General features: G+C 66.8%; 18 protein-coding genes. 12 read left to right on the forward strand and 6 right to left on the reverse strand.

Features of this window, described 5'->3' with window-relative positions; translation table 11 throughout:
- The first annotated feature begins 7 nt into the window (after positions 1 to 7).
- Entirely contained in the window at positions 8 to 1,738 is a 1,731-nt protein-coding gene (locus OSH07_RS14350) for an FAD-binding protein (RefSeq protein WP_266339347.1), read from the forward strand.
- A gap of 144 nt (positions 1,739 to 1,882) precedes the next feature.
- On the opposite strand, the gene OSH07_RS14355 is transcribed toward OSH07_RS14350, so the two are convergent.
- From OSH07_RS14355 to OSH07_RS14365, 3 genes are all read right to left on the reverse strand, one after another.
- Complete coding sequence (locus tag OSH07_RS14355; RefSeq protein ID WP_266339348.1) at positions 1,883 to 3,364, reverse strand: aldehyde dehydrogenase family protein; 1,482 nt, start codon at positions 3,362 to 3,364, stop codon at positions 1,883 to 1,885.
- A 55-nt stretch (positions 3,365 to 3,419) separates the two neighbouring features.
- Positions 3,420 to 5,051: a GMC family oxidoreductase gene (locus OSH07_RS14360; RefSeq protein WP_266339349.1), complete on the reverse strand. Its 1,632-nt coding sequence runs from the start codon at positions 5,049 to 5,051 to the stop codon at positions 3,420 to 3,422.
- A 73-nt stretch (positions 5,052 to 5,124) separates the two neighbouring features.
- Positions 5,125 to 5,556: a MaoC family dehydratase gene (locus OSH07_RS14365; RefSeq protein WP_266339350.1), complete on the reverse strand. Its 432-nt coding sequence runs from the start codon at positions 5,554 to 5,556 to the stop codon at positions 5,125 to 5,127.
- Between the two features lie 405 nt (positions 5,557 to 5,961).
- On the opposite strand from OSH07_RS14365, the gene OSH07_RS14370 reads away from it, so the two are divergent.
- From OSH07_RS14370 to OSH07_RS14410, 9 genes are all read left to right on the forward strand, one after another.
- On the forward strand, positions 5,962 to 7,191 hold the full coding sequence (locus OSH07_RS14370) for a CaiB/BaiF CoA transferase family protein (RefSeq protein ID WP_266339351.1): 1,230 nt from the start codon (positions 5,962 to 5,964) through the stop codon (positions 7,189 to 7,191).
- An 84-nt stretch (positions 7,192 to 7,275) separates the two neighbouring features.
- On the forward strand, positions 7,276 to 7,740 hold the full coding sequence (locus OSH07_RS14375) for a MaoC family dehydratase (RefSeq protein WP_266339352.1): 465 nt from the start codon (positions 7,276 to 7,278) through the stop codon (positions 7,738 to 7,740).
- A gap of 70 nt (positions 7,741 to 7,810) precedes the next feature.
- A complete protein-coding gene (locus OSH07_RS14380) occupies positions 7,811 to 9,418 on the forward strand; it encodes a choline dehydrogenase (protein WP_266339353.1) in 1,608 nt (535 codons plus the stop codon).
- Between the two features lie 92 nt (positions 9,419 to 9,510).
- Positions 9,511 to 10,491, forward strand: a complete 981-nt coding sequence (locus OSH07_RS14385) for an ABC transporter substrate-binding protein (protein WP_266339354.1) — start codon at positions 9,511 to 9,513, stop codon at positions 10,489 to 10,491.
- Positions 10,492 to 10,602: 111 nt separating this feature from the next.
- The gene (locus OSH07_RS14390; protein WP_266339355.1) at positions 10,603 to 12,132 is read left to right on the forward strand and encodes a sugar ABC transporter ATP-binding protein; all 1,530 of its coding nucleotides are present in this window, start codon (positions 10,603 to 10,605) and stop codon (positions 12,130 to 12,132) included.
- Positions 12,129 to 13,151 (forward strand): ABC transporter permease, encoded by a 1,023-nt coding sequence (locus OSH07_RS14395; RefSeq protein ID WP_266339356.1) that lies wholly within the window; start codon positions 12,129 to 12,131, stop codon positions 13,149 to 13,151. The genes OSH07_RS14390 and OSH07_RS14395 overlap by 4 nt, the downstream gene beginning before the upstream one ends.
- Positions 13,151 to 14,176 (forward strand): ABC transporter permease, encoded by a 1,026-nt coding sequence (locus tag OSH07_RS14400; RefSeq protein WP_266339357.1) that lies wholly within the window; start codon positions 13,151 to 13,153, stop codon positions 14,174 to 14,176. Before OSH07_RS14395 ends, OSH07_RS14400 begins: the two co-directional genes overlap by 1 nt.
- Positions 14,177 to 14,305: 129 nt before the next feature.
- Positions 14,306 to 15,430 carry a LacI family DNA-binding transcriptional regulator gene (locus OSH07_RS14405; RefSeq protein ID WP_266339358.1) on the forward strand — a complete coding sequence of 375 codons (1,125 nt, stop codon included), beginning with the start codon at positions 14,306 to 14,308 and terminating at the stop codon, positions 15,428 to 15,430.
- Between the two features lie 10 nt (positions 15,431 to 15,440).
- Positions 15,441 to 16,250 (forward strand): alpha/beta fold hydrolase, encoded by an 810-nt coding sequence (locus OSH07_RS14410; RefSeq protein WP_266339359.1) that lies wholly within the window; start codon positions 15,441 to 15,443, stop codon positions 16,248 to 16,250.
- 74 nt (positions 16,251 to 16,324) lie between these two features.
- Here the strand turns inward: OSH07_RS14410 and OSH07_RS14415 are convergent, their stop codons facing one another.
- The 3 genes from OSH07_RS14415 to OSH07_RS14425 all read right to left on the reverse strand — a co-directional run bounded on the left by OSH07_RS14415 (position 16,325) and on the right by OSH07_RS14425 (position 20,199).
- Complete coding sequence (locus tag OSH07_RS14415) at positions 16,325 to 17,542, reverse strand: CaiB/BaiF CoA transferase family protein (protein WP_266339360.1); 1,218 nt, start codon at positions 17,540 to 17,542, stop codon at positions 16,325 to 16,327.
- Positions 17,543 to 17,818: 276 nt separating this feature from the next.
- A complete protein-coding gene (locus tag OSH07_RS14420) occupies positions 17,819 to 19,441 on the reverse strand; it encodes a GMC family oxidoreductase (RefSeq protein ID WP_266339361.1) in 1,623 nt (540 codons plus the stop codon).
- A gap of 29 nt (positions 19,442 to 19,470) precedes the next feature.
- Positions 19,471 to 20,199: an FCD domain-containing protein gene (locus OSH07_RS14425; protein WP_266339362.1), complete on the reverse strand. Its 729-nt coding sequence runs from the start codon at positions 20,197 to 20,199 to the stop codon at positions 19,471 to 19,473.
- A gap of 219 nt (positions 20,200 to 20,418) precedes the next feature.
- Here OSH07_RS14425 and OSH07_RS14430 point away from each other — a divergent pair, with 219 nt between their 5' ends.
- On the forward strand, positions 20,419 to 21,894 hold the full coding sequence (locus OSH07_RS14430; protein WP_266339363.1) for an aldehyde dehydrogenase family protein: 1,476 nt from the start codon (positions 20,419 to 20,421) through the stop codon (positions 21,892 to 21,894).
- 52 nt (positions 21,895 to 21,946) lie between these two features.
- Positions 21,947 to 23,047 carry a mandelate racemase/muconate lactonizing enzyme family protein gene (locus tag OSH07_RS14435; protein WP_266339364.1) on the forward strand — a complete coding sequence of 367 codons (1,101 nt, stop codon included), beginning with the start codon at positions 21,947 to 21,949 and terminating at the stop codon, positions 23,045 to 23,047.
- Positions 23,048 to 23,092: the final 45 nt, after the last annotated feature.

The following is a 23,092-nucleotide window of genomic DNA, read 5'->3' on the forward strand; positions in this document are numbered from 1 at the left end:
GACCGGAATGCGCAGGGATGTGAGGGAAATCAGGACCGACGTGCTCGTCATCGGCAGCGGCGGAGCGGCGTTGCGCGCGGCACTGGACGCCCAGGAGGGCGGGGCCGAGGTCACGGTGGTGATCAAGGGCGAGTTCCGCCGGAGCGGCGCCACTTTCCATAGCGTCGCCGAGGTGGGCGCTTTCAACGTGCCGGACGGCGCCGGCGATGCGGGCGACAGCCCGGACGTGTTCCTGCACGACATCCTGACGGCCGGGCAGGGCATGTCGGATCCGCGCCTCTCGGCGATCCTTGCCGAGGAGGCCGAGAATGCCCTGCGCTACCTGGAGGGCTACGGCGTCCATTTCGAGCGCGTCGGCCCCGAGGAAGGCGAGCCCTACCTGACCTTCCAGGCCTGCTTCTCGTCGAAGCCGCGTTCGCATGTGATCAAGGATCACTTCAAGCCGATCGTGAAGGCGCTGGGATCAGAGGCGACGAAGCGCGGCCTCTCCGCCATGGACAGGTTGATGATCAAGGACCTGATCGTGCGCGACGGCGAATGCCTCGGTGCGGTTGCGGTCGACGCCGAGGGCAGGCTGGTCGTCATCCGCGCCAAGGCGACGATCCTGACCACCGGCGGCGCCAGTCAGCTTTTCCGCACCAACCTCTATCCGTCCGACATCACCGGCGACGGCTACGCGATGGCGCATCGCGCCGGCGCCCATCTCGTCAACATGGAGTTCATGCAGGCCGGCGTCTCGATCATCGATCCCTTCGTCAACCTGTTCGGCAACTATCTCTGGGACGCGCGGCCGAACCTCTCCGACCGCGACGGGCGACCCTTCCTGTCGGACTACCTGCCCGAGGGGCTCGGCATCGCGGCGGTGATCCGCGAAAAGCAGCGCCACTTCCCGTTCAGTTCGAGCGACATCTCCCGCTTCATCGAGATCTCGATCCAGAAGGCGATCAACGAGGGTCGGGGCACCGACAAGGGCGGCCTGCTGCTCGACTTCATCCACGACGACCTTGATTCCATCCTGGCGGACCAGAGCCGAAGCGTCGCCAAGATGTGGCCGCTGACCTATGACTGGTACAAGGAGCGCGGCACTGACCTGCGCAAGGACAAGGTCGAGATCACCTGTTCGGCCCACGCCATCAATGGCGGGTTGCGGATCGATCCCGACGCCCAGTCGAACATCAAGGGCCTGTTCGCGGCAGGCGAAGTGGCGGCGGGGCCGCATGGCGCCGACCGGCTCGGCGGCAACATGTCGGTGACCTGCCAGGTGTTCGGCCGCCGCGCCGGCCGCGCCGCGGCGGCGCGGGCGCGCGAGATCGATCACCGCGCCATCGCCGACCCGCTCGAGGGGCATGATCCGCTGCCGGCCGGGGCCGGCGCTGGCGCTACGGTGGATCTGGCGACGCTGCGGCAGCGCCTGCAGAACGCCGCCAACCGGCACCTGCTGATCCTGCGCGACGCGCCGGGCCTGCAGGCGTTCCGCGTTGAGTGCGCGCAACTGCGGCACGAACTCGCCGGTTCCGCGCGGATCGAGACGCCCGCGGATGCGGTCCAGGCGCTGGAGCTCAAGAACCTGATCGAGGTTGGCGAACTGATGGCGCTCGCGGCGCTGGCGCGGCCCGAAAGTCGCGGTAGCCACTATCGCGAGGACCATCCCGACCGCGATCCCGCCTTCGAGCACAACATCCTGCTCGATCGTCACGCCCAGGGCGGCTTCTTCCGCGCCCGGCTCGGCGATCTATAGCCTCTGTCCTGTCGGCGTGCCCGAGCCGGGCGCGCCGGTTGCCGTCGGTGGTGGGCAAAAAAGGGGCGCTACGAAGGATCGTAGCGCCCATGAGTTTGAGGCCGGCTTGCTATCGGGAGGGGGAGGTCGCCGGCCCCGGGGTTGTCATCCCTTGGACGGGTAGTAGGGCTCGCGCTTGCCGAGATGCGCGAACACCGTCTTGATGTTGGTGAATTCGTCGAAGCCCGCCTGGCCCATTTCGCGGCCGAAGCCCGACGCCTTGTAGCCGCCGAACGGCATCTGCGGCGCGCCGTCGATCGTCGTGTTGATCCAGACCGAGCCGCTGCGCAGCTTCGGCGTGATCTGGTGGGCGGTGTCGAAGTTCTTGGTCCAGAGCGAGCTGGCGAGACCATAGGCGGTGTCGTTTGCGAGGCGGACGGCCTCGTCCTGGTCCTTGAAGCGGATGATCGATAGCACCGGCCCGAAGATCTCCTCGCGGAAGATCGTCATGTCGCGCGTGACGTTGTCGAAGATGGTCGGCTGGACGAACAGGCCGTCCGCCTGCGCCCCGGCCTCGCCGCCGAGCCGAAGCGTCGCGCCCTCAGCCTTGCCCCTGGCGAGATAGGAGCAGACCTTGTCGAAGTGCTTGTCGCTGATCATCGCGCCGACATCGGCGTCGTCGGCATGCACGTCGCCGAGCTTCAGCGTGCGGGCGCGGGCGACGAGGCGTTCGACGAAATCGTCGGCGATCTTCTCGTCGACGAGCAGGCGCGTCGCCGAGCAGCAGCATTCGCCCTGATTGTAGAAGATGCCGTAGAGCGAGCCGTCGATGGCGTCGTCCAGGTCGGCGTCGGCGAAGACGATATTGGCCGATTTGCCGCCGAGCTCGAGCGACACCCGCTTCAGCGTTTCGGCCGAGTTGGCGAGGATGCGGCGGCCGACCGCGGTCGATCCGGTAAAGGAGACGAAGTCGACCTCCGGGCTCTTGACGATCGTCTCGCCGACCGGGTCGCCATAGCCGGTGACGACCGAGAGCGTGCCGTCCGGCAGGCCCGCCAGCTTGCCGAGGCGGGCGAGTTCGAGCGCCGTGCCGGAAGTAAACTCGGACGGCTTCACCACCACGGTGCAGCCGGCGGCGAGCGCGAACGGCACCTTCTGGGCGAAGATCAGCGCCGGGAAGTTCCACGGGATGATCATGCCGACGACGCCGACCGGCTCGCGGTGGATCCAGCCTGCCTTCTGCGGGCCGAGATTGGTGTAGGTCTCGCCGTGCACCTGCATGGCGAGGCCGGCGGCGAAATGGGTGAGCGAGACGACGTTGCGCAGGTCGCCGCGCGCCTGGCGGATCGGCTTGCCGACCTCGTCGACCTCGATGCGGGCGAGGCGCTCGAGGTTCTCCTCGATCAGGTCGGCCCAGCGCCGCACGACGGCCGCACGCTCCATGCCCGTCATCTGCGGCCAGGGGCCGTTGTCGAAGGCTTCGCGCGCCTCGGCGATGGCGGCCGCTGCGTCCGCGGCGGTCCCCTCGGCGAAGCGGGCGACCAGGCGGCCGGTCGCGGGCGAGTGACGCTCGATCATGGCCGCCGGAGCGCGGTCGCCGCCGGAGACGTGGTGCGCGTAGTCGCGCGTGGTCGAAACTTGGTTCATCGGTTGGTTCCTTGCTGAGCTTCGGATGGGCGGAAGGGAGGGGAGCGGGCGGCGGCTAGCCGGCCCGCTCCAGCGCCGGGGATCGGGAGGCGATCCCGGCGCGGTTGCCTCGGATGAAATCGGCGGCGCGCTCGCCGATCATGATGCTGGGGGCGTTGGTGTTGCCCGAGACGAGGCGCGGCATGATCGAGGCGTCGGCGACGCGCAGGCCATCGACGCCATGCACCCGCAATTCGGTGTCGACGACGGCCATCTCGTCCTGGCCCATCTTGCATGTGCCGACCGGGTGGTAGCCGGAGCGCGCCCGCTCGCGGACATAGGCCTCGTAGTCGGCGCGGCTGCGGCACTTCGGGCCCGGCATGAACTCGTCGGTGACGAAGCGCTTCATGGCGGGCTGCGTCATGATCTCCTGCCCGACTTTCACGCAGTCGATCGTGCGTTCGAGATCATAGGGATCGCCGAGGAAGTTCGGATCGATCGAGGGCGAGACGCGCGGGTCGGCGCTCTTCAGCGTCACGGCGCCACGGGCGCGCGGATGCATGAAATAGCCGTTCAGCGTGCAGCCATTGCCGGTGACCGTGGCGTCGGTGTCGTTGACCTCCTCGACGCCGGTGCCCGGCAGGAAGTGATATTGCAGGTCCGGCGCCGGCAGCTTCGGGTCGCTCCAGCAGAAGGCGCCGCCCTCGACGATGGTGCCGGCGACCGGGCCGTTGCGGAACAGGGCGTACTGGATCGCCGGCATGATCTTCCGGCTCGCCTTCTTGTAGACGTCGTAGCTGTCGACGTTCTTGACGTTGTACATCATGAAGACGTCGAGATGGTCGTGCAGGTTCTGGCCGACGCCGGGCAGTTCGACCAGCGTGCGGATGCCGTGGCTGGCGAGATGGGCAGAGGGACCGATGCCGGAGAGCATCAGCAGCTTGGGCGAGCCGATTGCCCCTGCCGTGACGATCACCTCGCGCGCAGCGCGCTCGGTCACCACGCTGTTGCCCTGGAAAAACTCCACGCCGACGGCGCGGTTGTTCTCGATCAGGATGCGCTTCGCCAGCACGCCGGTCCGGACGGTCAGGTTCGGTCGGTTGCGCGCCGAGCGCAGATAGGCCACCGCCGCACTGCAGCGCCTGCCGTCGCGGTTCGTCGTCTGGTAGAGGCCGGTTCCCGGCTGCGTCGCCCCGTTGAAGTCCGGATTGTAGGGAATGCCGTATTCCTGGCAGGCTTGGACGAAGGCCTTGCTCAGCTTGTGCGGATGGCGCTGGTCGACCACGCTCAGCGGGCCGTCGATGCCATGATAGGGGGCAGAGTACTTCTCGTTGCTCTCGGCGCGCCGGAAGTAGGGCAGCACGTCGCGATAGGCCCAGCCGAGGCAGCCCATTTCCTCCCAGGTGTCATAGTCCTCGGCATTGCCCCGGATATAGACCTGCGCGTTGATCGAGGAGCCGCCGCCGAGCACGCGCGCCTGCGGATAGAGCGGCGTGATCCCGCCCTGGTGCTGCTGCGGCGCCAGTTCGTAGCGCCAGGTGAGCGAACCCTTGGTCGTCTTGTAGAAGCCGACCGGCATGTGGATATAGGGGTTCCAGTCGCGCGGTCCCGCCTCCAGCAGCAGCACCTTGGCGTCCGGATCCTCGGACAGGCGGGTCGCAAGCGCGGACCCGGCCGATCCGCCGCCGACGACGATGAAATCATACATGGCTGTCCTCCCGATTTTCTGCTCTTCGGGGTCCGGACCCCTCCCGGTCCGATCCCGGCTGTTTTGCTCGTCGTCAGTTCACCCATTTCAGGATGTGTTCGCCGACGCAGACCGTGTCGCCATTCTGGTTGGTCACGGTGATTTCGGAGCGCGCGCGACGGCGCTCGGGATCGACCTCGCGGACGGCGTAGCGCAGACGCACCGTGTCGCCGATATAGACGGGCTTCAGGAAGCGGATCCGGTCATAGCCGAGCGAGACGGGCGTCTCCGTCGCCCGGACATTCGGCACGCGCTCGACGATCTGGGTCGAGCAGGTCGACATGAAGGCGATGATCAGCGCGCCATGGGCGATGCGCCCCTCATAGGCCGTTCCCGACATGGCGGTTTCGTCGACATGGTTGGGCGAATGATCGCCGCTGACCTCGGCGAAGGCGTTCACGACCGCCTCGCTGACCTCGCGCTCGAGCGTCACGGCGTCGTCGACCTTCAGGTAGAAATCCGTCACGCGTCTATCCTCCCTGGCCTCAATCCGGGCGTGCGCCGGTGGGCCCGCTCTGTGGCGCGGCGGCACTGCGGCCGGCTTTCATCCACGCGGGCGTCGCTTGGGGCGGTCTCGACTTCTCGCGCGGCGCCTGTCCCTACCGCGTCGCCGACTATCAAATGAAACCGCTTTCATTAAGGCGATGCTATCGACTTTTCTCGGGGGATGCAACGCCCAATCACGGTTGTTGTGGCGTATCGGTCGTCGGCATGTCGCGCCGATATATAAGGTTTCGGTTGATTTGCCGGGCGGCCCGGGTCACGATCGGGCTCTCTGGCAGGGCCTTGCCCGGCCCCATTGCCAAGGCCGAAAACTTGCGTTATGCGTTTATGAAATCGCTTTCAGAAACCGGTTTCGTGCGGAGGAACAGTGCGTCATCTCGAGGGTATTCGGATCGTCAGCTTCAATCATTTCCTGATGGGTCCGGTCGGCATCCAGTTCCTTGCGGACCTCGGCGCCGACGTCATCGCGATCGAGCCGGTCGAAGGCGCGTTCCAGCGCAAATGGGGCGGCGCGAACCGCTTCCTCGATGGCCAGACCATGCTGCAGCTGACCGGCAACCGGAACAAGCGCAGCCTTGCCCTCGATCTCAAGAGCCCTGCGGGCCTGGCGATCGCCCGCAAGCTGGTGGAGGGCGCCGATGTCGTGGCGGAGAACTATCGTCCCGGCGTGATGAACAAGCTTGGCCTCGGCTTTGAGGATATCCGCAAGGTCAATCCGCGCATCATTTATGCTGCCGCATCCGGCTTCGGTCCGGATGGTCCCTATGCGGCGCGGCCGGGCCAGGACCTGATCGTGCAGGCGATGTCCGGCCTTGCCGCGATCACGGGCACCCAGGAGGACGGGCCGCGCGGCGTCGGCGTCTCGGTGGTCGACCACCATGGCGCAGCGTTGTTCGCTGCCGGAATTCTCGCAGCCCTCCTGCGGCGCGAGCGCTCGGGCGAGGGTGGCCGCGTCGATGTCAGCCTGCTCAATGCCGCGCTCGACCTGCAGATGGAATCGCTGGTCTGCTACATGAACGGGCCGGGCGACGACGACATACGCCAGACCGGTCGCATCTCCGGCTGGTATTATGGCGCGCCCTACGGGATCTACGCGACGAGCGACAGCTTCATCGCCATCTCGCTCGGCACGATGGAGGCGATCGCCGAGGCGATCGACATTCCCGAGGCCGAGCGCATCCCGAACAGCGAGGCCTATGCCCGGCGCGAGGAGGCGGCGGCGAGCATCGCGCGGGCGTTGAAGAAGGGCACTACCGAGACCTGGAGCCGGATCTTCGCAGAGCGCGGCATCTGGCATTCGTCGGTGAATGACTACAGCCGCCTCGCCGAGGATCCGCAGGTCCTCCACAACGGCAATTTCGTCACCGTCCCCGGCGCGACCGGCTCGCCCGTGACCCTGGTTGCGCATCCGGTCCGCTATGACGGCCAGGCGCCGGAGGTCCGGCTGCCGCCGCAGAAGCTGGGCGCGCAGACCGCCGATATTCTCGCCGAGCTTGGTTACGACGAGGCCGCCATCGCCGCCTTGCTTCGCGACGGGGTCGTCGGCGGCGAATTCGACGTCGATGGCGCGGCGCGGAGCGCTGTCGCCTCGGCCTGAACCACGCTCCACCGCGCGGCCCGCTGTCGGGTCGCCTTCCATTCTTCATAGGCACGGCCCGGAAACCGGGCAGGGGATGAGACGATGACGATGAAATCGATGCATGCGGAGATCGGCGACGCGGTCCGCTTTTCCAAGACGGTAAGCGAGGCGGATGTCTATCTCTATGCCGGCATCACGGGCGACTTCTCGGGCAACCACGTCAACGAGGAGTTCATGAAGAAGTCCGTCTATGGCCACCGCATCGCCCATGGCGCGCTGACCATCGGCTTCATGTCCACCGCGTCGACCCTGATGATCGAGCGCAGCCTGTCGCAGGGCATCGACTCGACGCCGGTGTCGCTCGGTTATGACCGCGTGCGCTTCCTGGCCCCGGTCTTCTTCGGCGATACGGTGAACGTGACCTACACGATCAAGGAAGTCGACGAGGAGCGCCGCCGGACCCGGTCGCAGGTCGAGGTGCATAACCAGAACGGCATTCTGGTCGCCGTCGGCGAGCATCTGCTGAAATGGGTGAAGAACGAGGATTCCGAGCGCGAGGCTGCCTGAGCGTTTCGGCACCAGCACCGCGGGCGGCTCCGGCCGGGAGGACCGCGGGCAGGATCGGGAGGAAGAGACTATGACCGACTATGTGATCGTGGGCGCGGGCTCGGCGGGGTGCGTGCTCGCCAACCGGCTGAGCGCGGATCCCTCCATCAGCGTCGTGCTGCTGGAGGCGGGCGGGCGCGACCGCAATCCGTTCATCCACATGCCGGCCGGCTACCGCCAGCTCATGATATCGGGCGCGGTCGACTGGGGCTACCAGACGGTGCCGCAGAAGCATTGTTATGGCCGCTCGTTTCATTGGCCGCGCGGCAAGGTTCTCGGCGGTTCCAGCTCGGTCAACGGCATGGTCTATATCCGCGGCCACGCCTCCGACTATGACGGCTGGGCCCAGATGGGCAATCGCGGCTGGTCCTATTCGGACGTGCTGCCCTATTTCAAGCGCGCCGAGAGCTGGGAACTCGGCGAGGACGAGTTCCACGGCGGTAGCGGTCCGCTTCATACGACGCGCGTTCACGAATTCCATCCGCTGGCGCGGGCCTGGCTGGAAGCGGGCGTGCAAGCCGGCTATCCGCGCAATCCCGACGTCAATGCGTCGAGCCAGGAGGGCTTCGGCCCTCTCGACAGCACCATCAAGAACGGCCGCCGCGCCAGCACGGCCTATTGCTATCTGAAGCCAGCACTGGCGCGGCCCAACCTCAAGGTGATCACCCGCGCGCTTGCCTCGCGCGTCATCATCGAAGGCGGTCGCGCGGTCGGTGTCGAGTATGTCCGCAACGGCCGTACCGAAGTGGTGCGCGCCGATGCCGAGGTGATCCTGGCCGGTGGCGCGATCAACTCGCCGCAGCTCCTGCAGCTTTCCGGCGTCGGTGACGGCGACCATCTGCGCTCGGTCGGGATTCGCGCCGTGCATGAGCTCCCGGGCGTCGGTCAGAACCTCTCCGACCATGTCGCGACCGAGATCCAGCAGCAATGCACCCAGCCGATCTCGCTCCTGCGGGAATTGAAGCCACTGAACGTCGCCAAGTCGCTTGTGCGCTACGCGCTGACCCGCGGCGGTCCGGTCGCCCATCCTGGCATTCAGGCCGTTGGCTTCGTCAAGTCTCGGCCGGAGCTGGTCGCTCCGGATATCCAGTACCATTTCATCATGATCATGTATGGCGAGCACGGGCGGAAGCTGCACGAGCTGCATGGCTACCAGCCGCTGATCAACGTGCAGCGTCCGGAGAGTGTCGGCACGGTGCTGATCCGCTCCAGTGATCCTACCCGGCATCCGGAGATCGATCCGAACTATCTGGCCTCCGAGGAGGATGTGCGCGTGCTGCGCGATGGCATCAAGATCTGCCGGGATGTCCTGGGCCAGAAAGCCTTTGATAGTTATCGCGGGGCCGAAATTTCCCCTGGACGTGACGTCAGGACAGATGCTCAGATCGATGACTATGTGCGTCATTCGGCGCACACGCAGTACCATCCCGTGGGGACATGCAAGATGGGGGTGGACTCGAAGGCTGTAGTCGATACCAATCTGAAGGTCCACGGGTTGGCGGGTCTGAGGGTGATCGATGCTTCGATCATGCCGAAGATGGTAAGTGCGAATACTAATGCCGCGACGATCATGATCGCCGAGAAGGGCGCGGACATGATACTCCGGCAAGGCACGGACTACGCGGAAAGCGTGGCCTGAAGTGGGGAATGGGGAGCCCTTTGGGAGAGGGGCTTCCGTCAGAGGATGCGGAGATCGGACCCCGCGCAAACCGGTCCGAGGGAGGAACTGAAATGATCAATCGTCGTTCGTTGCTGCAGATCGCCGCCGGTGGAGCCGCCATTGGAGCCTTCGGTCTGCGCCCCGCCTACGCGAATATGCCGAAGCTGAAGGAGAAGGACACCTACAAGATCGGCTTCGCCCAGACCGAGAGCAACAACCCCTGGCGCCTGCAGCAGACCAAGAGCATGCAGGACGAGGCCAAGAAGCGCGGCTGGCAGCTGGTCTACACCGACGCCGCCGGCTCGGCTGCCAAGCAGGTCGCCGACGTGCGCTCGATGATCGCCCAGAAGGTCGATGTCATCCTGCTCGCCCCGCGTGAAGAGCGCCCGCTGATCCCGGCCGTCATGGAAGCCAAGAAGGCCGGCATTCCGCTGTTCCTGATCGACCGTGGCGTCGATCCGAGCCTCGCCAAGGGCGGCGAAGACTACGTCGCCTTCATCGGCTCGGACTTCGTCGAGGAAGGCCGCCTGGCCGCCGAGGCGCTGGTCAAGGCCGTCGACGGCAAGGCCAAGATCATCGAGCTGGTCGGAACCGTCGGTTCGTCGCCCGCCAACGACCGCGCCAAGGGCTTCGCAGACTACATCAAGGACCATCCGGGCATGGAAGTGATCGCCTCGCAGTCCGGCGACTTCGCCCGCGACAAGGGGCGCCAGGTCTTCGAGACGCTGTATCAGGCGCATCCCGAGGCGACGGCGCTTTATTCGCACAACGACGAAATGACGATGGGCGCCATCGCCGCGATGGAAGCGGCCGGCAAGGTTCCGGGCAAGGACCTGATCATCGCCTCGATCGATGGCACCAAGGACGCCGCTCAGGCGCTGCAGGACGGCAAGGTCGTCGTCGTCGTGGAATGCAACCCGAACTTCGGTCCGGCCGCCTTTGATGCCGTCGTCAAGTACAGCAAGGGCGAGGCCGTGGCGCCGCGCCTGGTCAACAAGGACCGCGTCTTTACCAAGGACAACGTCGCGGCCTATCTGCCCGAGGCTTACTGAGCCTTGCAGGCGGGCGCCCTGGGGCGCCCGCCGATCCGGCCCAGACCATTCCTTGCGACAGTCGCTGCCGGCCATCGGCGGCGGCTGCCGTCAGCTACGAGACAGTCGTCCATGGCTACCGCAGAACCATTTCTGTCGATGCAAGGCATCGACAAGTCCTTCGGCAATGTTCCCGCCCTGACCGGCGCATCGCTGGAAGTGCGCGAAGGCGAGGTGATGGCCCTGATCGGCCAGAACGGCGCCGGCAAGTCCACCATGATCAAGGTCTTGAACGGCTTCTGCCGCAAGGACGCCGGCACGATCACCTTCAATGGCGCGCCCTGGTCGGCGTCCTCGCCGGAGATGGCCCAGCGCGGCGGCATTTCGACGATCTTCCAGGAAATCAACCTCATTCCCTTCCGCACCGTGACCGAGAACATCTATCTCGGCCGCGAGCTCAAGAACCGCATCGGCCTGCTCGACCTCAAGCGGATGCATGACGGCGCGCGGAAGCTGCTGGCCGAGTTCGACGTCGATGTGGACGTGCGCCGGCCGCTCGGCGAATTCTCCACCGCAATCCAGCAGATGGTCGCCATCGCCCGGGCCGTCTCGTTCGAGGCCCGGCTGGTGATCATGGACGAGCCGACCTCCTCGCTCGACGAGACCGAGGTTGCCGTGCTGTTCGAGACCATTCGCCGTCTCAAGGCAAAGCGGGTCGCCGTCGTCTTCGTCAGTCACAAGCTGGACGAGCTCTACGCCGTCTGTGACCGCGTCACCGTCATGCGCGACGGGCGCACGGTGGCGGTCTCGTCGATGGCGGACATGTCCAAGCTGCAACTGGTCGCCACCATGCTCGGCCGCGATCTCGCGGAAGTGCGCCGCGCCGGCGCGACGGCCTTCACCGAAGGCACGCGCGCGATCGGCGAGGAACTGCTTTCGGTTCAGGATGTGGCCGTCGGCCGCCGCGTGCATGATGCGAGCCTTTCGGTTCGCCGCGGCGAGATCGTCGGCCTCGCCGGCCTGCTCGGCGCCGGCCGCACCGAAACCGCGCGCGCGATCTATGGCGCGAGCCCGCACGAGAAGGGCGAGATCCGCCTGCTCGGCAAGAAGACCGATTTCACCGAGCCGGCGGACGCCATCCGCGCCGGCATCGGCTTCTGTTCCGAGGACCGCAAGCACGAGGGCATCATCCCCGGCATGTCGGTGCGCGAGAACCTGACGCTGGCCCTGCTGCCGGCGCTCGCCCGCGCCGGCATCGTCGACGAGGCGCGCCAGCGCGAAATCGTGCTGCGCTTCATCAAGGAGATCGGCATCAAGTGCTCGAGCCCCGAGCAGAAGATCCGCGAACTCTCGGGCGGCAACCAGCAGAAGGTGCTGCTGGCGCGCTGGCTCTGCATGAACCCGAAGCTCCTGATCCTGGATGAACCGACGCGCGGCATCGACGTCGGCGCCAAGGCCGAGATCCAGCGTTTGATCCGCAAGCTCGCGGATGACGGGCTGGGCGTGCTGATGATTTCGTCCGAAATCGAAGAAATCGTCGAGGGCGCCGATCGCGTCTTCGTCCTGCGTGATGGCCGCACCACCGTCGAGCTCGACGGCGAGGCGATCACCGAGCCCGCCGTGATGGGGGCAATGGCCCACGGACATGGAGACGCCGTATGAGTTCCGCCCTCGAAAACGCACCCGCGCCGGTGCCGGGAAGCGTCGGCACTCCGCGGCGCGCGGGGCTCGCCTCGATTCTCTCGCGCCGGCATGTCGGCACGATCGCGGCGCTGATCGCGCTGCTCGTCTTCAATTTCCTGTTCACGCCGCACTTCGCCACCATGCAGACGCTGTCGGTGAACCTGACGCAGGTCTGCGTCATCGTCATCGTCGGCGTTGGTATGACGATGGTCATCGCCACCGGCGGCATCGACCTCTCGGTCGGCTCGATCATGGCGATCGCCGGGGCGTTCGCACCGCAGATCTTCCAGGGCATGCTGTTCCCGGTGCCCAATCTCTACGTCGGCATCGCGCTCGGCATCATCCTGCCGGTGATCCTCGCCGGCTGCTTCGGCCTGTTCAACGGCTGGCTGGTCGCGAATGTCCGCGTGCAGCCGATCATCGCGACGCTGATCCTCTTTATCGCCGGTCGCGGTATCGCGCAGGTCTGGACCAATGGCGACCTGCAGGTCTTCAAGGTTCCTGAATTCCAGCAGATCGCCATTGGCCGTGTGTTCGGTGTGCCGTTCCAGGTCTGGATAATGCTGGCGCTCGTGCTGCTTTCGGCCTGGGCGCTGCAGCGGACGGTGTTCGGGCGCCAGGTGCTGGCGGTCGGCGGCAACGAGCAGGCGGCCTGGCTCGCCGGCATCCCGGTTCGCCACGTCAAGCGCCTCGTCTATGTCATCTCCGGCGTCTGCAGCGGCATTGCCGGCCTCATCGTCATCGCGATGAACTCGGCCGCCGACGCCAACCTGATCGGCATGGGCATCGAGCTGGACGTGATCGCGGCGGTCGCGGTCGGCGGCACGCTGCTGAGCGGCGGCCGGGCGACGATCATCGGCACGCTGCTCGGCGCGCTGATCATCCAGCTCGTTCGCTACACCCTTCTCGCCAATGGCGTGCCCGATGCGGCGGCGCTGGTCGTCAAGGCCGGGCTGATCGTTCTCGCCGTCTGGCTGCAAAGGCAGGATCGCGCCTAATGCCCCGTCTTCACGCCTCTGCCGGCTTCGGCGCCCTTCTCGCTCTCGTCCTGATCATCGCCTTCGGCGCCTGGCGCTATGACGGCTTTATCAGCGAGTACAACGTGCTCACCGTCCTGCGCTACAATTCGATGTTCGCGCTGGTCGGCCTCGGCATGTGCTTCGTGATCATGACCGGCGGCATCGACCTGTCGGTCGGCTCGGTCGCGGCGCTGTCGAGCGTGGTTTCGGCCTATCTCAGCCCCTATGGTCTGCTGCCGGGTCTGCTGGGCGGCCTCGCCGCAGGCCTTGCCGCAGGCATCATCAACGGCTTCATTATCTCTAAGATGAAGATCCTGCCGTTCATCGCCACGCTGGCGACGATGCTCGCCGCCTCCGGCGTCGCGCTGCTGCTGTCGAACCAGCAATCCGTGCCGGCCTCCTACGACACCAATTTCATGGCGCTCGGACAGGGCGATTTTCTCGCCTACGCCCCCGAATGGGTGACGGGCGACGATGCGGGCCTGCTCGGCGGATTGATCCGTATCTTCTTCGGCTTCCCGATCCCTGCCTGGATCGCGCTCTTCGCCTATCTCCTTGGCTCGCTGATCCTCAACCGCACCCCGTTCGGACGCCATGTGCTGGCGGTCGGCGGCGGCGAGGAGGCCTCGCGGCTGATGGGCTTGCCCACCGACCGGACGATCTTCCTGGTCTATGTCTTGTCCGGCTTTCTCGCCGGCATGGCGGGCGTGATCCTGGCGGCGCAGTTCGGCGCCGGACAGCCGATCGAGGGCGTGGGCTGGGAACTCTTCGCGATCGCCTCGGTCGTGGTGGGCGGCACGCTGCTTACCGGCGGCAAGGGTTCGGTCGGCGCCACACTGGTCGGCACGCTTCTGCTCGGCATCCTGTTCACCGTGCTCAACTTCGAGAACGGCATGGGCTGGATCAGCCTCAGCGCCTATTGGCAGTCCGTGCTGCGCGGCGCGTTCCTGCTGGTGGTCGTCATCCTGCAGAGCCGCCTGACCCGCTCGGCCGCGACTGCCTGACGGCGGTCGTTGCGGCATATCGTTGGCCGGGGCGCTGCAGCCCCGGCGGCGCGGCGACGTTCTGCGCATCCCGTGGCAATTCAGGCCGGCCGTCTTGCGGCGTCCGGGCTTCTGATCCAGAGTCCCGGCATGGATAAGACGGACAAGAAACCGCCCTCGCAGCGCAAGGCGCAGGCCGACGCCTCGCCGGCCCCGGCGCGCGCCAAGCTGGAGCATGTGGCGCGGCTCGCCAAGGTTTCACTGGCGACTGCGTCGCGGGCGATCAACCAGCCCGAGATCGTGCGTCCCGAGATCCGCGAGCGCGTGCTGCATGCCGTCGAGATGCTCGACTATACGCCCGATCGCATGGCGAAGGCCCTGAGCTCCGGCCGCACCCATACGGTCGGCGCCGTGGTGCCGACGCTCGGCAACGCCATCTTCGCCGATGGCGTCGAGGCGCTGGAGGCGCGGCTTGGCGCGCGCGGCTACACGTTGATCCTGTCGCATTCGCAATATGACCCGGCGCGCGAGTTCCGCCAGATCCGCGGCATGCTGGAATATGGCGTCGACGGCCTGGTCCTCGTCGGCGATACCTTCGCTCCGGATTCGCTGCCGCTGATCCGTCATCACCGCACGCCGCTGGTCACCACCTATGTCTGCGCCTCGCGCCAGGGAATTCCGGCGATCGGCATCGACAATCGCCAGGCGACCCATCGCATGGCGCGCTACCTGCTCGAGCTCGGGCATCGCGAATTCGCCGTCATCGCCAATACCGGCCTGCCGAACGACCGCTCGCAGGCGCGGCTCGACGGCCTCCTCGACGCCATCGCGGAGGAGGGCATCCGCCTGCCGCCGGATCGCATCTTCGAGGCGCCGCTGCCGAGCATCGCCGCCGGTCGCGAGGCGTTCCGCCGCCTGCGGGCCGCCCATCCCGGCGTCACCGCCTTCCTGTGCACCACCGATGCGATGGCGGTCGGCGCGGTCGCAGAAGCGCGGCGCGAGGGAATTCGGGTGCCCGAGGATGTCTCGATCACCGGCTTCGACGACGTCGAGATCGCCGCCGAGACCGATCCGCCGCTGACGACCGTCAAGGTTCCTGCCGCCGAGATCGGCGCCATCGCCGCCGACCGGTTGATCGGCATCATCGAGGGCGGCCCGGCGGCGACGATCGCCCCGATCGCGCCGCTGGAGGCGGCCCTGGTGGTGCGTGGGTCGACCGGGCCGGTCGCCGGCCCCGTCGCCCGCAAGCGCCGCACGCGCGCGGCCGCTGCCTGAGCGGTCCGTCATGACGGTGGAAATGGAGACGCTGGCGGTCCGCCTGCCGGAGGGCATGGTCCAGGTTGCTCGCTGGACGCCATCGGACGGGCCGGCGCGTGGCGAGATCGTGCTGCTGCACCAGGGGCTTGGCTCGATCACGCAATGGGGCTCGTTCCCCGAGGCGCTCGGCGCGGCGACGGCTTGCCGCGTCACCGCCTATGACCGGCTTGGCTATGGCCGCTCGGATTTTCCCGATGACGAGCGCGGCGATTTCCTGGAGCGGGAGGCATGGGAGCGGCTGCCGGCGCTGCTCGACGCGCTCGGCGTCGAGCAGCCGATCCTCTACGGCCATAGCGACGGCGGCACCATCGCGCTGCTCTACGCGTCGGAGCGTCCCGCCGCACTGGCGGGCCTCGTCAGCGAGGCCGCCCATGTCTTCTCCGAGGTGGCCGAGACCGGCGGCATCGAGGCGCTGCGCGCGGAATTCGAGACCGGTGATCTCGCCCGTAAGCTCGCCAGGCACCATCCGCGCCATCTCGATCGGATGTTCCATCGCTGGGCCGACTTCTGGCAGGCGCCGGGGCGCGACGACTGGACGATGCTCGAAAGGCTCGCGGCGATCGAATGCCCGGTTCTGATCGTGCAGGGCGACGCGGACGAGCATGGCAGCCTGCGCCAGGTCGACGAGATCGTCGAGCGCGTCCATGGGCCGGCGGAGCGGCGGATCCTGCCTGGCTGTGGACACTCGCCGCACCGCGAGCAGCCGCAGGCCGTGCTGGCGGCGGTGGCGCCCTTCGTTGCCGCGATCTTGCAAGGCAATCGAGCGCCTCACACCTGAGCGAGCCGGCGTTTCCGGTGAAAGCGCTTTCTGTTGCCGAACCTGGCGGATGCCAAGTTCGGCCGGCGACGTGGCTAGACTGCCTCGGCCACGCGGGCTTCCGCCTGTCGCGAGGCAGCGACGGCGCGCGTCGCGACCAGCCTTGCCACCTCTTCGGGAGCGTAGCCGAGTTCGTCCATGATCTCGTGCGTGTGCTCGCCGATCTCCAGCGCCAGCACGCGCAGTTCCGGCACCTGGCCGTCATAGCGGTTGGGGTGATTGACCAGATGGACCGTGCGGCCGCGCACGGTGATCTCCCGGAAAACCTCGGCATGCTGGATCTGCGGATCGGCGAGCAGGTCGTCGTAGAAATTGATCGGCGCCCACCAGATGGCATGGGCATCGAGCCGTTCGCCCAACTCGTCGCGCGAGAAGCGGGCGGTCGCGGCGCGCAGCCGGCGGGCATAGTCGTCGCGCTCCTGGTAGCGATCGACGCCGGCGACCTCGCGCAGCGCGTCGCTGTCGAGCGCTTCCGCCAGCACGCCGGCGTCGCAGAGCGAGATCACCATGTGGCCGTCGGTCACCGGATAGACGCCATAGGGCGCGGCGTGGAACCAGGTGGCGAGGTTGGATTCGCGCTTGAGGATGTCGCGGGTCATGCCGCCGGCGAAGAAATTGACCAGCGCCTCGCCCTGTAGGTCGAGGCCGGCATTGAGCAGGCTGGCCTCGACGCGGGTGCCGACGCCCTCGCGCAGGCGGCGCACGAGCGCGCCGAGAATGCCGAGCGCCAGCAGCGCGCCGCCATGCTGGTCGACGATGGCGGCGCCGACGGGCGTGGGGGCGCGGTCCGGCGTGCCGGTGACGCCGATCAGCCCCGAGCGCGCCTGCATCAGGATGTCCTGACCGGGCTTCTGCGCCATCGGCCCGGTAGAGCCGAAGCCGGAAGCCGAGGCGAAGATGACGTTCGGATTGATCGCCTTGAGTTCCGCCTCGCTCAAGCCGAGCTTGCTGAACACACCGGGGCGGAAATTCTCCATCACGACGTCGGCGCCGGCGATCAGCCGACGGGCGACCTCACGGCCTTCCTCGCTCTTCAGATCGATGCCGATCGAGCGCTTGTTGCGGTTGGCGCAGAGATAGAAACCGCTGATCCCCTCGACGAAGACGTCGGCGCCGGACCAGCGCCGTTCATGCGCGCCATCGACCGGCTCGACCTTGATCACGTCGGCGCCCATGTCGGCCAGATATTGCGCGCCCGCAGGACCCTGCAGGAAGTGGCAAAAGCTGACGATGCGAATTCCGTTGAGCAGCATTTTCCTATCCCGGAACGTTCCCTGGAGCGGCTCCAGACTTTCGTTTGAAAACGCTTTCATGATTTGCCGCGCGCGGTCAATCGCTAAATGCCCGTCTTGCGGTCACAGGCGAATTTTGAAGCCAGCAAGACCCTCACCCCAGCCCTCTCCCGCCGCGCGGGAGAGGGGGCTTTCTTGGCCTTCAGTGATTCGGGTGCGTCGGAACGGCGAGGACGTCAGACACCGGCGGTCTCCCTCTTCCGCCGCGCGGGAGAGGGTAGGGCGAGGGGGTGCCACTTAGCGCGAATTGAGGATGAAGTCGGCGCAGCGGTCGCCCAGCATCATCGCCGGCGCATTGGTGTTGCCGGCATTGATGTTCGGCACCGCCGACATGTCGCAGACGCGCAGGCCTTCGACGCCGCGCACCCGCATGCGGGAATCGAGCACCGCCATCGGATCGCCATCGGCGCCCATCTTGCAGGTGCCGGCGGGGTGATAGTTGGTCTTCACGAAGCGCCGGCAATGGCTGCGAAGCGCCTCCTCGTCCGGTTCCGGTTCGGCAGGGAGGGCGACACGCTCGATCCGCCTCGCGAGCGGCTCGGTGTGAAAGGCGCGCAGGAAGAAGCGCTGGCCGGCCACCATCTGCCGCATGTCGTCCTCGTCCTTGAGCAGATTGGGCGAGACCAGCGGCATCGCCGCGGGATCGGCGGAGCGCAGCTTCACGTAGCCGCGCGACTTCGGCTTCACCACGACGGTGGTGATGGTCAGGCCATAGGTATCCTTCATCGATTTCCGCGTGTCGCGGTCGAGATAGACGATCGGCACGCAGAAGGCCTGGATGGTGGGCGGCGCATCGGGATCGAGCGGATTGACGAAGGCGCCGGCCTCGACGCCCGCCGAAGTGATCGGGCCGCTGCCGAACAGCTTGAACTGCAGGCCGTTCTTCAGCATCCGCCAGCCATTGCCCTGGTTGAAATAGCCGTACCGGCCATTGGCCGTGCTGGTGATCGGCACTTCCGGATGGTCGATCAGGTTGGCGCCGACGCCGGGCAGATCGACCTTGCAGGCGATGCCGTGCTCGGCGAGATGGGCGGCCGGGCCGATGCCGGAGAGCATCAGGAGCTTCGGGCTGACCAGCGCGCCGGAGCAGACGATCACCTCGCCCTTCGCATGGGCTGTGTGCTCGGTGCCGCCGATGCGATAGGCGACGCCGACCGCCCTGCCGTCCTCGATCAGCACGCGCGAGACTTCGGCATGCAGGCGCACCGTCAGGCGCGGATCGTTCTTCAGCGGCTCGACGAAGGCATAGGCGGCGCTGCTGCGCTTTCCGGCCCGGTTCATGAACTGGTAGAAGCCGACGCCGCGCTGCGTGGGGCCGTTGAAGTCGGGATTGAACGGCTCGTCCAGCGCCTGCACCGCCTGCACGAACCAGCGCGACAATTCGTTGACATGTCCGGGGTCGGAGACGAGCAGCGGCCCGTCGGCGCCGTGCGCGGCGTTGTTCAGCCGGTTGTTGCCCTCCATGCCGCGAAAGTGCTTGAGGACGGCGTTCCAGCTCCAGTCGGCGCCGTCATTGTTGCCGCGCAGGATCTGGTCCCAGTCGTCATAGTCGGAGGGGCGGCCGCGGATATAGACCTGCGCGTTCACCGACGAGCCGCCGCCGAGCACATTGCCCTGCGGGATGTCGTGCTCGCGACCGTCGAGATGCGGCTGCGGCACCGTCGTGTGGTACTTCATGTACTTGCTGCCGTTGATCATCTTGAAGATGCCGGGCGGCATGTCAAGCAGCGGATGGTGGTGCGAATGCCCGGCCTCGAGCAGCAGAACGCGATGGTTGCCCTTGGTGACCAGCTGCGCCGCGGCGACACAGCCGGACGACCCGCCGCCGACGACGATGTAGTCGAACTCCTCCCGAGCCACTCCCGAAATCCTCCCTGATTTCTTGTTAGCTAGAACGTGCCGCGAACCGTCTCCCAGGCCTCGCCGAGATGGGCGAGCAGCGCTTGCTCCGCGGCGTCGGGGTCGCGATCGATGATGGCGTCGAAGATCGCCTTGTGCCCCGCGTAGTAGATGAGGTTCTGCTCCGGCGAGCGGTTCATGCTCTGCCAGTGCTCGAACAGCCAGCTGACGAAGGCCTTGTGCACGGCCGGGAAAACTGGATTGCCGAGGATCCGGTAGAAGATGGCGTGGAAGGCGACGTCGGTGTTGTCGAACAGCACGGGATCGTCGATCGCGGCGCGGTTCTGCTCCAGCGCGGCGCGCAGGGCGGCGATGTCCTCCTTGCGCGCGTGCAGGGCCGCGTGGCGGACCAGCGACGATTCCAGGAAAATGCGCACGTCGTAGAGCGTCTTCACCCCGCCATCCTGGCGCAGCAGGTGGCTGACGACGCCGCCGACGGCGGAGAAGGCGGCGTCATAGCCGGGCTTGCGCACGATCGGCCGGTGGCGCGGCTTGCTTTCCAGCAGGCCGCGCGTCGTCAGTGTCGCGATCGCCTCGCGCACGACGGTGCGGCTGATGCCGAAGCGGCCCATCAGGTCGCGCTCCGGCGGCAGCGGGCTGTCATTCGTCAGGACGCCGGAGACGATGTCCTGCTCGATCGTCGCCACGACCGCGTCGGCGGCGCGGTGCTCGCCGGATCGGGCCGGCAGGTCGTCGAGCGGGGAAACGTCGTTCGGCATAAGGCTCTATCCGGCGCGAAGTCGATTTTGCAGCAATCCACCAATCGGCGCTCAAGATCAAGAGGCGACCATTATGGACGGACCAAATCTGGATAGCTTTGGAAAGAAATGGCCGGAGCGTTGGTCTAGCCGCCGAAAATTGGTCCGGATTTGACAGATATGTGCTTGTGTGGTCCAACGCATGAGAATATTTGGTCGGACCAAAGTGGGGGAGGGGACGTGCTCGACAAGCTGAGGAGCGCGGTGGCGGGGACGCCGTCGCATCTGGGCATGTATATCGGCGGCCAGTGGCGGGAGGAGGCGTCCGTGCCGACGGTCGAGGTCGAAAACCCGGCGCATGGCGACGTCGTCGCGACCGTGCCGGCCGGCTCGCCCCAGCATGCCGAGGCGGCGCTCGATGCCGCTGGCGAGGCACAGCCGGCCTGGGCCGCGATCCCGGCGCCGGAGCGCGGCCGGCTGGTCTCGCTGCTTGCCGATGCGGTGCGCGACCATCGCGACCTGCTCGCCCATGTCGTCGTCGCCGAGCAGGGCAAGCCGCTCAATCAGGCCTATGGCGAGATCGGCGCGACGGAAACCTTTCTGCGCTATGCGGCCGAGAGCGCCCGCCGCATCGAGGGCGATATCATGCCGTCCGATGCCGCGAACGAGGAGGTCTGGATCCGCCGCGTTCCCTATGGCGTCGTCGTCGGCCTGACCGCCTGGAACTATCCCTCGGCGCTGACGGGGCGCAAGCTCGGCCCCGCTTTGGTCGCCGGCAACAGCTTCGTCCTCAAGGCGCATGAATTCACGCCGCTATCCGGTCTGGCCATTGCCGCTCTGGCGGAAAAGGTCGGCATTCCGGCCGGCGTCTTCAACGTGGTGACGGGAACCGGTCGCTCGGTCGGCCAGGCCCTGGTCGAAAGCCCGCACTCCGACCTGATCACCATGACCGGCAGCACGCGGGCCGGGCGCGAGATCTATGCGTCGGGCGCGGCGCGGATCAAGCCGATCCGCCTCGAACTCGGCGGCAAGGCGCCCTTCATCGTCATGGAGGACGCCGACATCGACCGTGCGGTCGAGAGCGCGGTGACGGCGCGCTACACCAATTGCGGCCAGATCTGCACCTGCAACGAGCGCATGTATCTGCACCGCTCCATCGCGCAGGAATTCATCGAGAAGTTCGTCGCCCGCAGCCGGGCGCTGACGATCGGCGATCCGCTCGACAACCCCGACATCGGCCCGAAGATCAGCGGCCCCGAGGTCGACAAGATCGCCGACATTGTCCGCCGTAGTGTCAAAGCTGGGGCCGAGGTGCTGCTCGAGGGCGGAAGGCTGACGGAGGGCGTCTATTCGAAGGGGCATTGGTACGCCCCGACCGTCCTGCTCGCCAGGGACAATGCCATCCCGGCGATGCGCGAGGAGATCTTCGGTCCGGTCGTACCGATCGTCATCGTCGACGATTTCGAGCAGGCGCTCCGCCTCGCCAATGATTCCGACTTCGGTCTTTCGGCTTACGTCTACACCGGCAGCCTGAAGCGGCTGATGCGCGTCGCGGCCGAGCTCGAATTCGGCGAGATCTATTTCAACCGCACCAATGGCGAGCTTATCCAGGGCTTCCATACCGGCTGGGGCCAGTCCGGCCTCGGCGGCGAGGACGGGAAGTACGGCCTCGACGGCTATTTCCAGAAGAAGACCATGTACGTGAACTGGAGCTGATCCGGCACCAGGCCCGGATCGCTCGGCATCCTTTCTCCAGGGGAAGAGAAACATGTCCAGCCGACAGACCATTCGTGACATCCGGACGCGTGTGTTCCACGTGCCGCTCGAAGAGCCGATGCAGGATGCGCGGCACGGGCTGCAGACGTTTTACGAGCTGGTGACGGCCGAAATCGAGACCTCGGACGGCCGGACCGGCGTCGGCTACACCTACACGATCGGCACCGGCGGCCATGCGACCAAGGCGATGATCGACCACGATCTCTCGCCAATGCTGGTCGGCCATGACGCCGACGACATCGACACGCTCTACGACGAGATGCAGTCGCGCCTGCACTATGTCGGGCGCGGCGGCATCGCCTCCTTCGCCATCTCGGCGGTCGACATCGCGCTCTGGGACCTGCGCGGCCTTAGGCAGGACCTGCCGCTCTGGAAGATGGCGGGCGGCGCCGGCAACTCGCCGCTCACCTATCGCGGCGGCGTCGATCTCAACTATCCGCTGGAGAAGCTCGTCGAGAGCGTCGCCGGCTATCTGGCCCAGGGCTATCGCGCCATCAAGATCAAGGTCGGCAAGCCCGACCTCGCCGAGGACGTGGCGCGCCTCCGCGCCATCCGCGAACTGATCGGCCCGTCGGCGAAGCTGATGGTCGACGGCAATTTCGGCTACGATCTCGAACGCGCCACCGCCGCCGCGCAGGCCTTCGAGCCCTTCGACCTGACCTGGTTCGAGGAACCGATGGAGCCCGACGATTTCGAGGGCTATGGCCGGCTCGCCAGCGCCACCTTCGTGCCGCTGGCCCAGGGCGAGAACCTGCACACCTTGCAGGAATTCAAGCACGCCTTCGCCCATTCATCGCTCGGCTTCATCCAGCCGGACGCCTCGAACTGCGGCGGCGTCACCGGCTTCCTGCGCGTGGCGAAACTCGCCGAGGAGCTCGGCATTCCCGTCTGCAGTCACGGCATGCAGGAGCTCCATATCAGCCTAGTGCCCGCCGTGCCGAACGCCGGCTGGCTGGAGGTGCACGCCTTCCAGATCGATCGCTGCACGCACCGGCCGCTGGTGGTCGAGAATGGCCGCGCCATCGCGCCGGACGAGCCTGGCACGGGCGTCCGGTTCGACTGGGCCATGCTGGAAGCCTACGCCGTCGGCTAGCCAGACGCCGCCCGCCGCCGCGATGGTGGCGGGGCTCGGCGCTAT

This window comes from Kaistia nematophila, assembly GCF_026343855.1.
GTDB classification, from domain to species: Bacteria; Pseudomonadota; Alphaproteobacteria; order Rhizobiales; family Kaistiaceae; genus Kaistia; species Kaistia nematophila.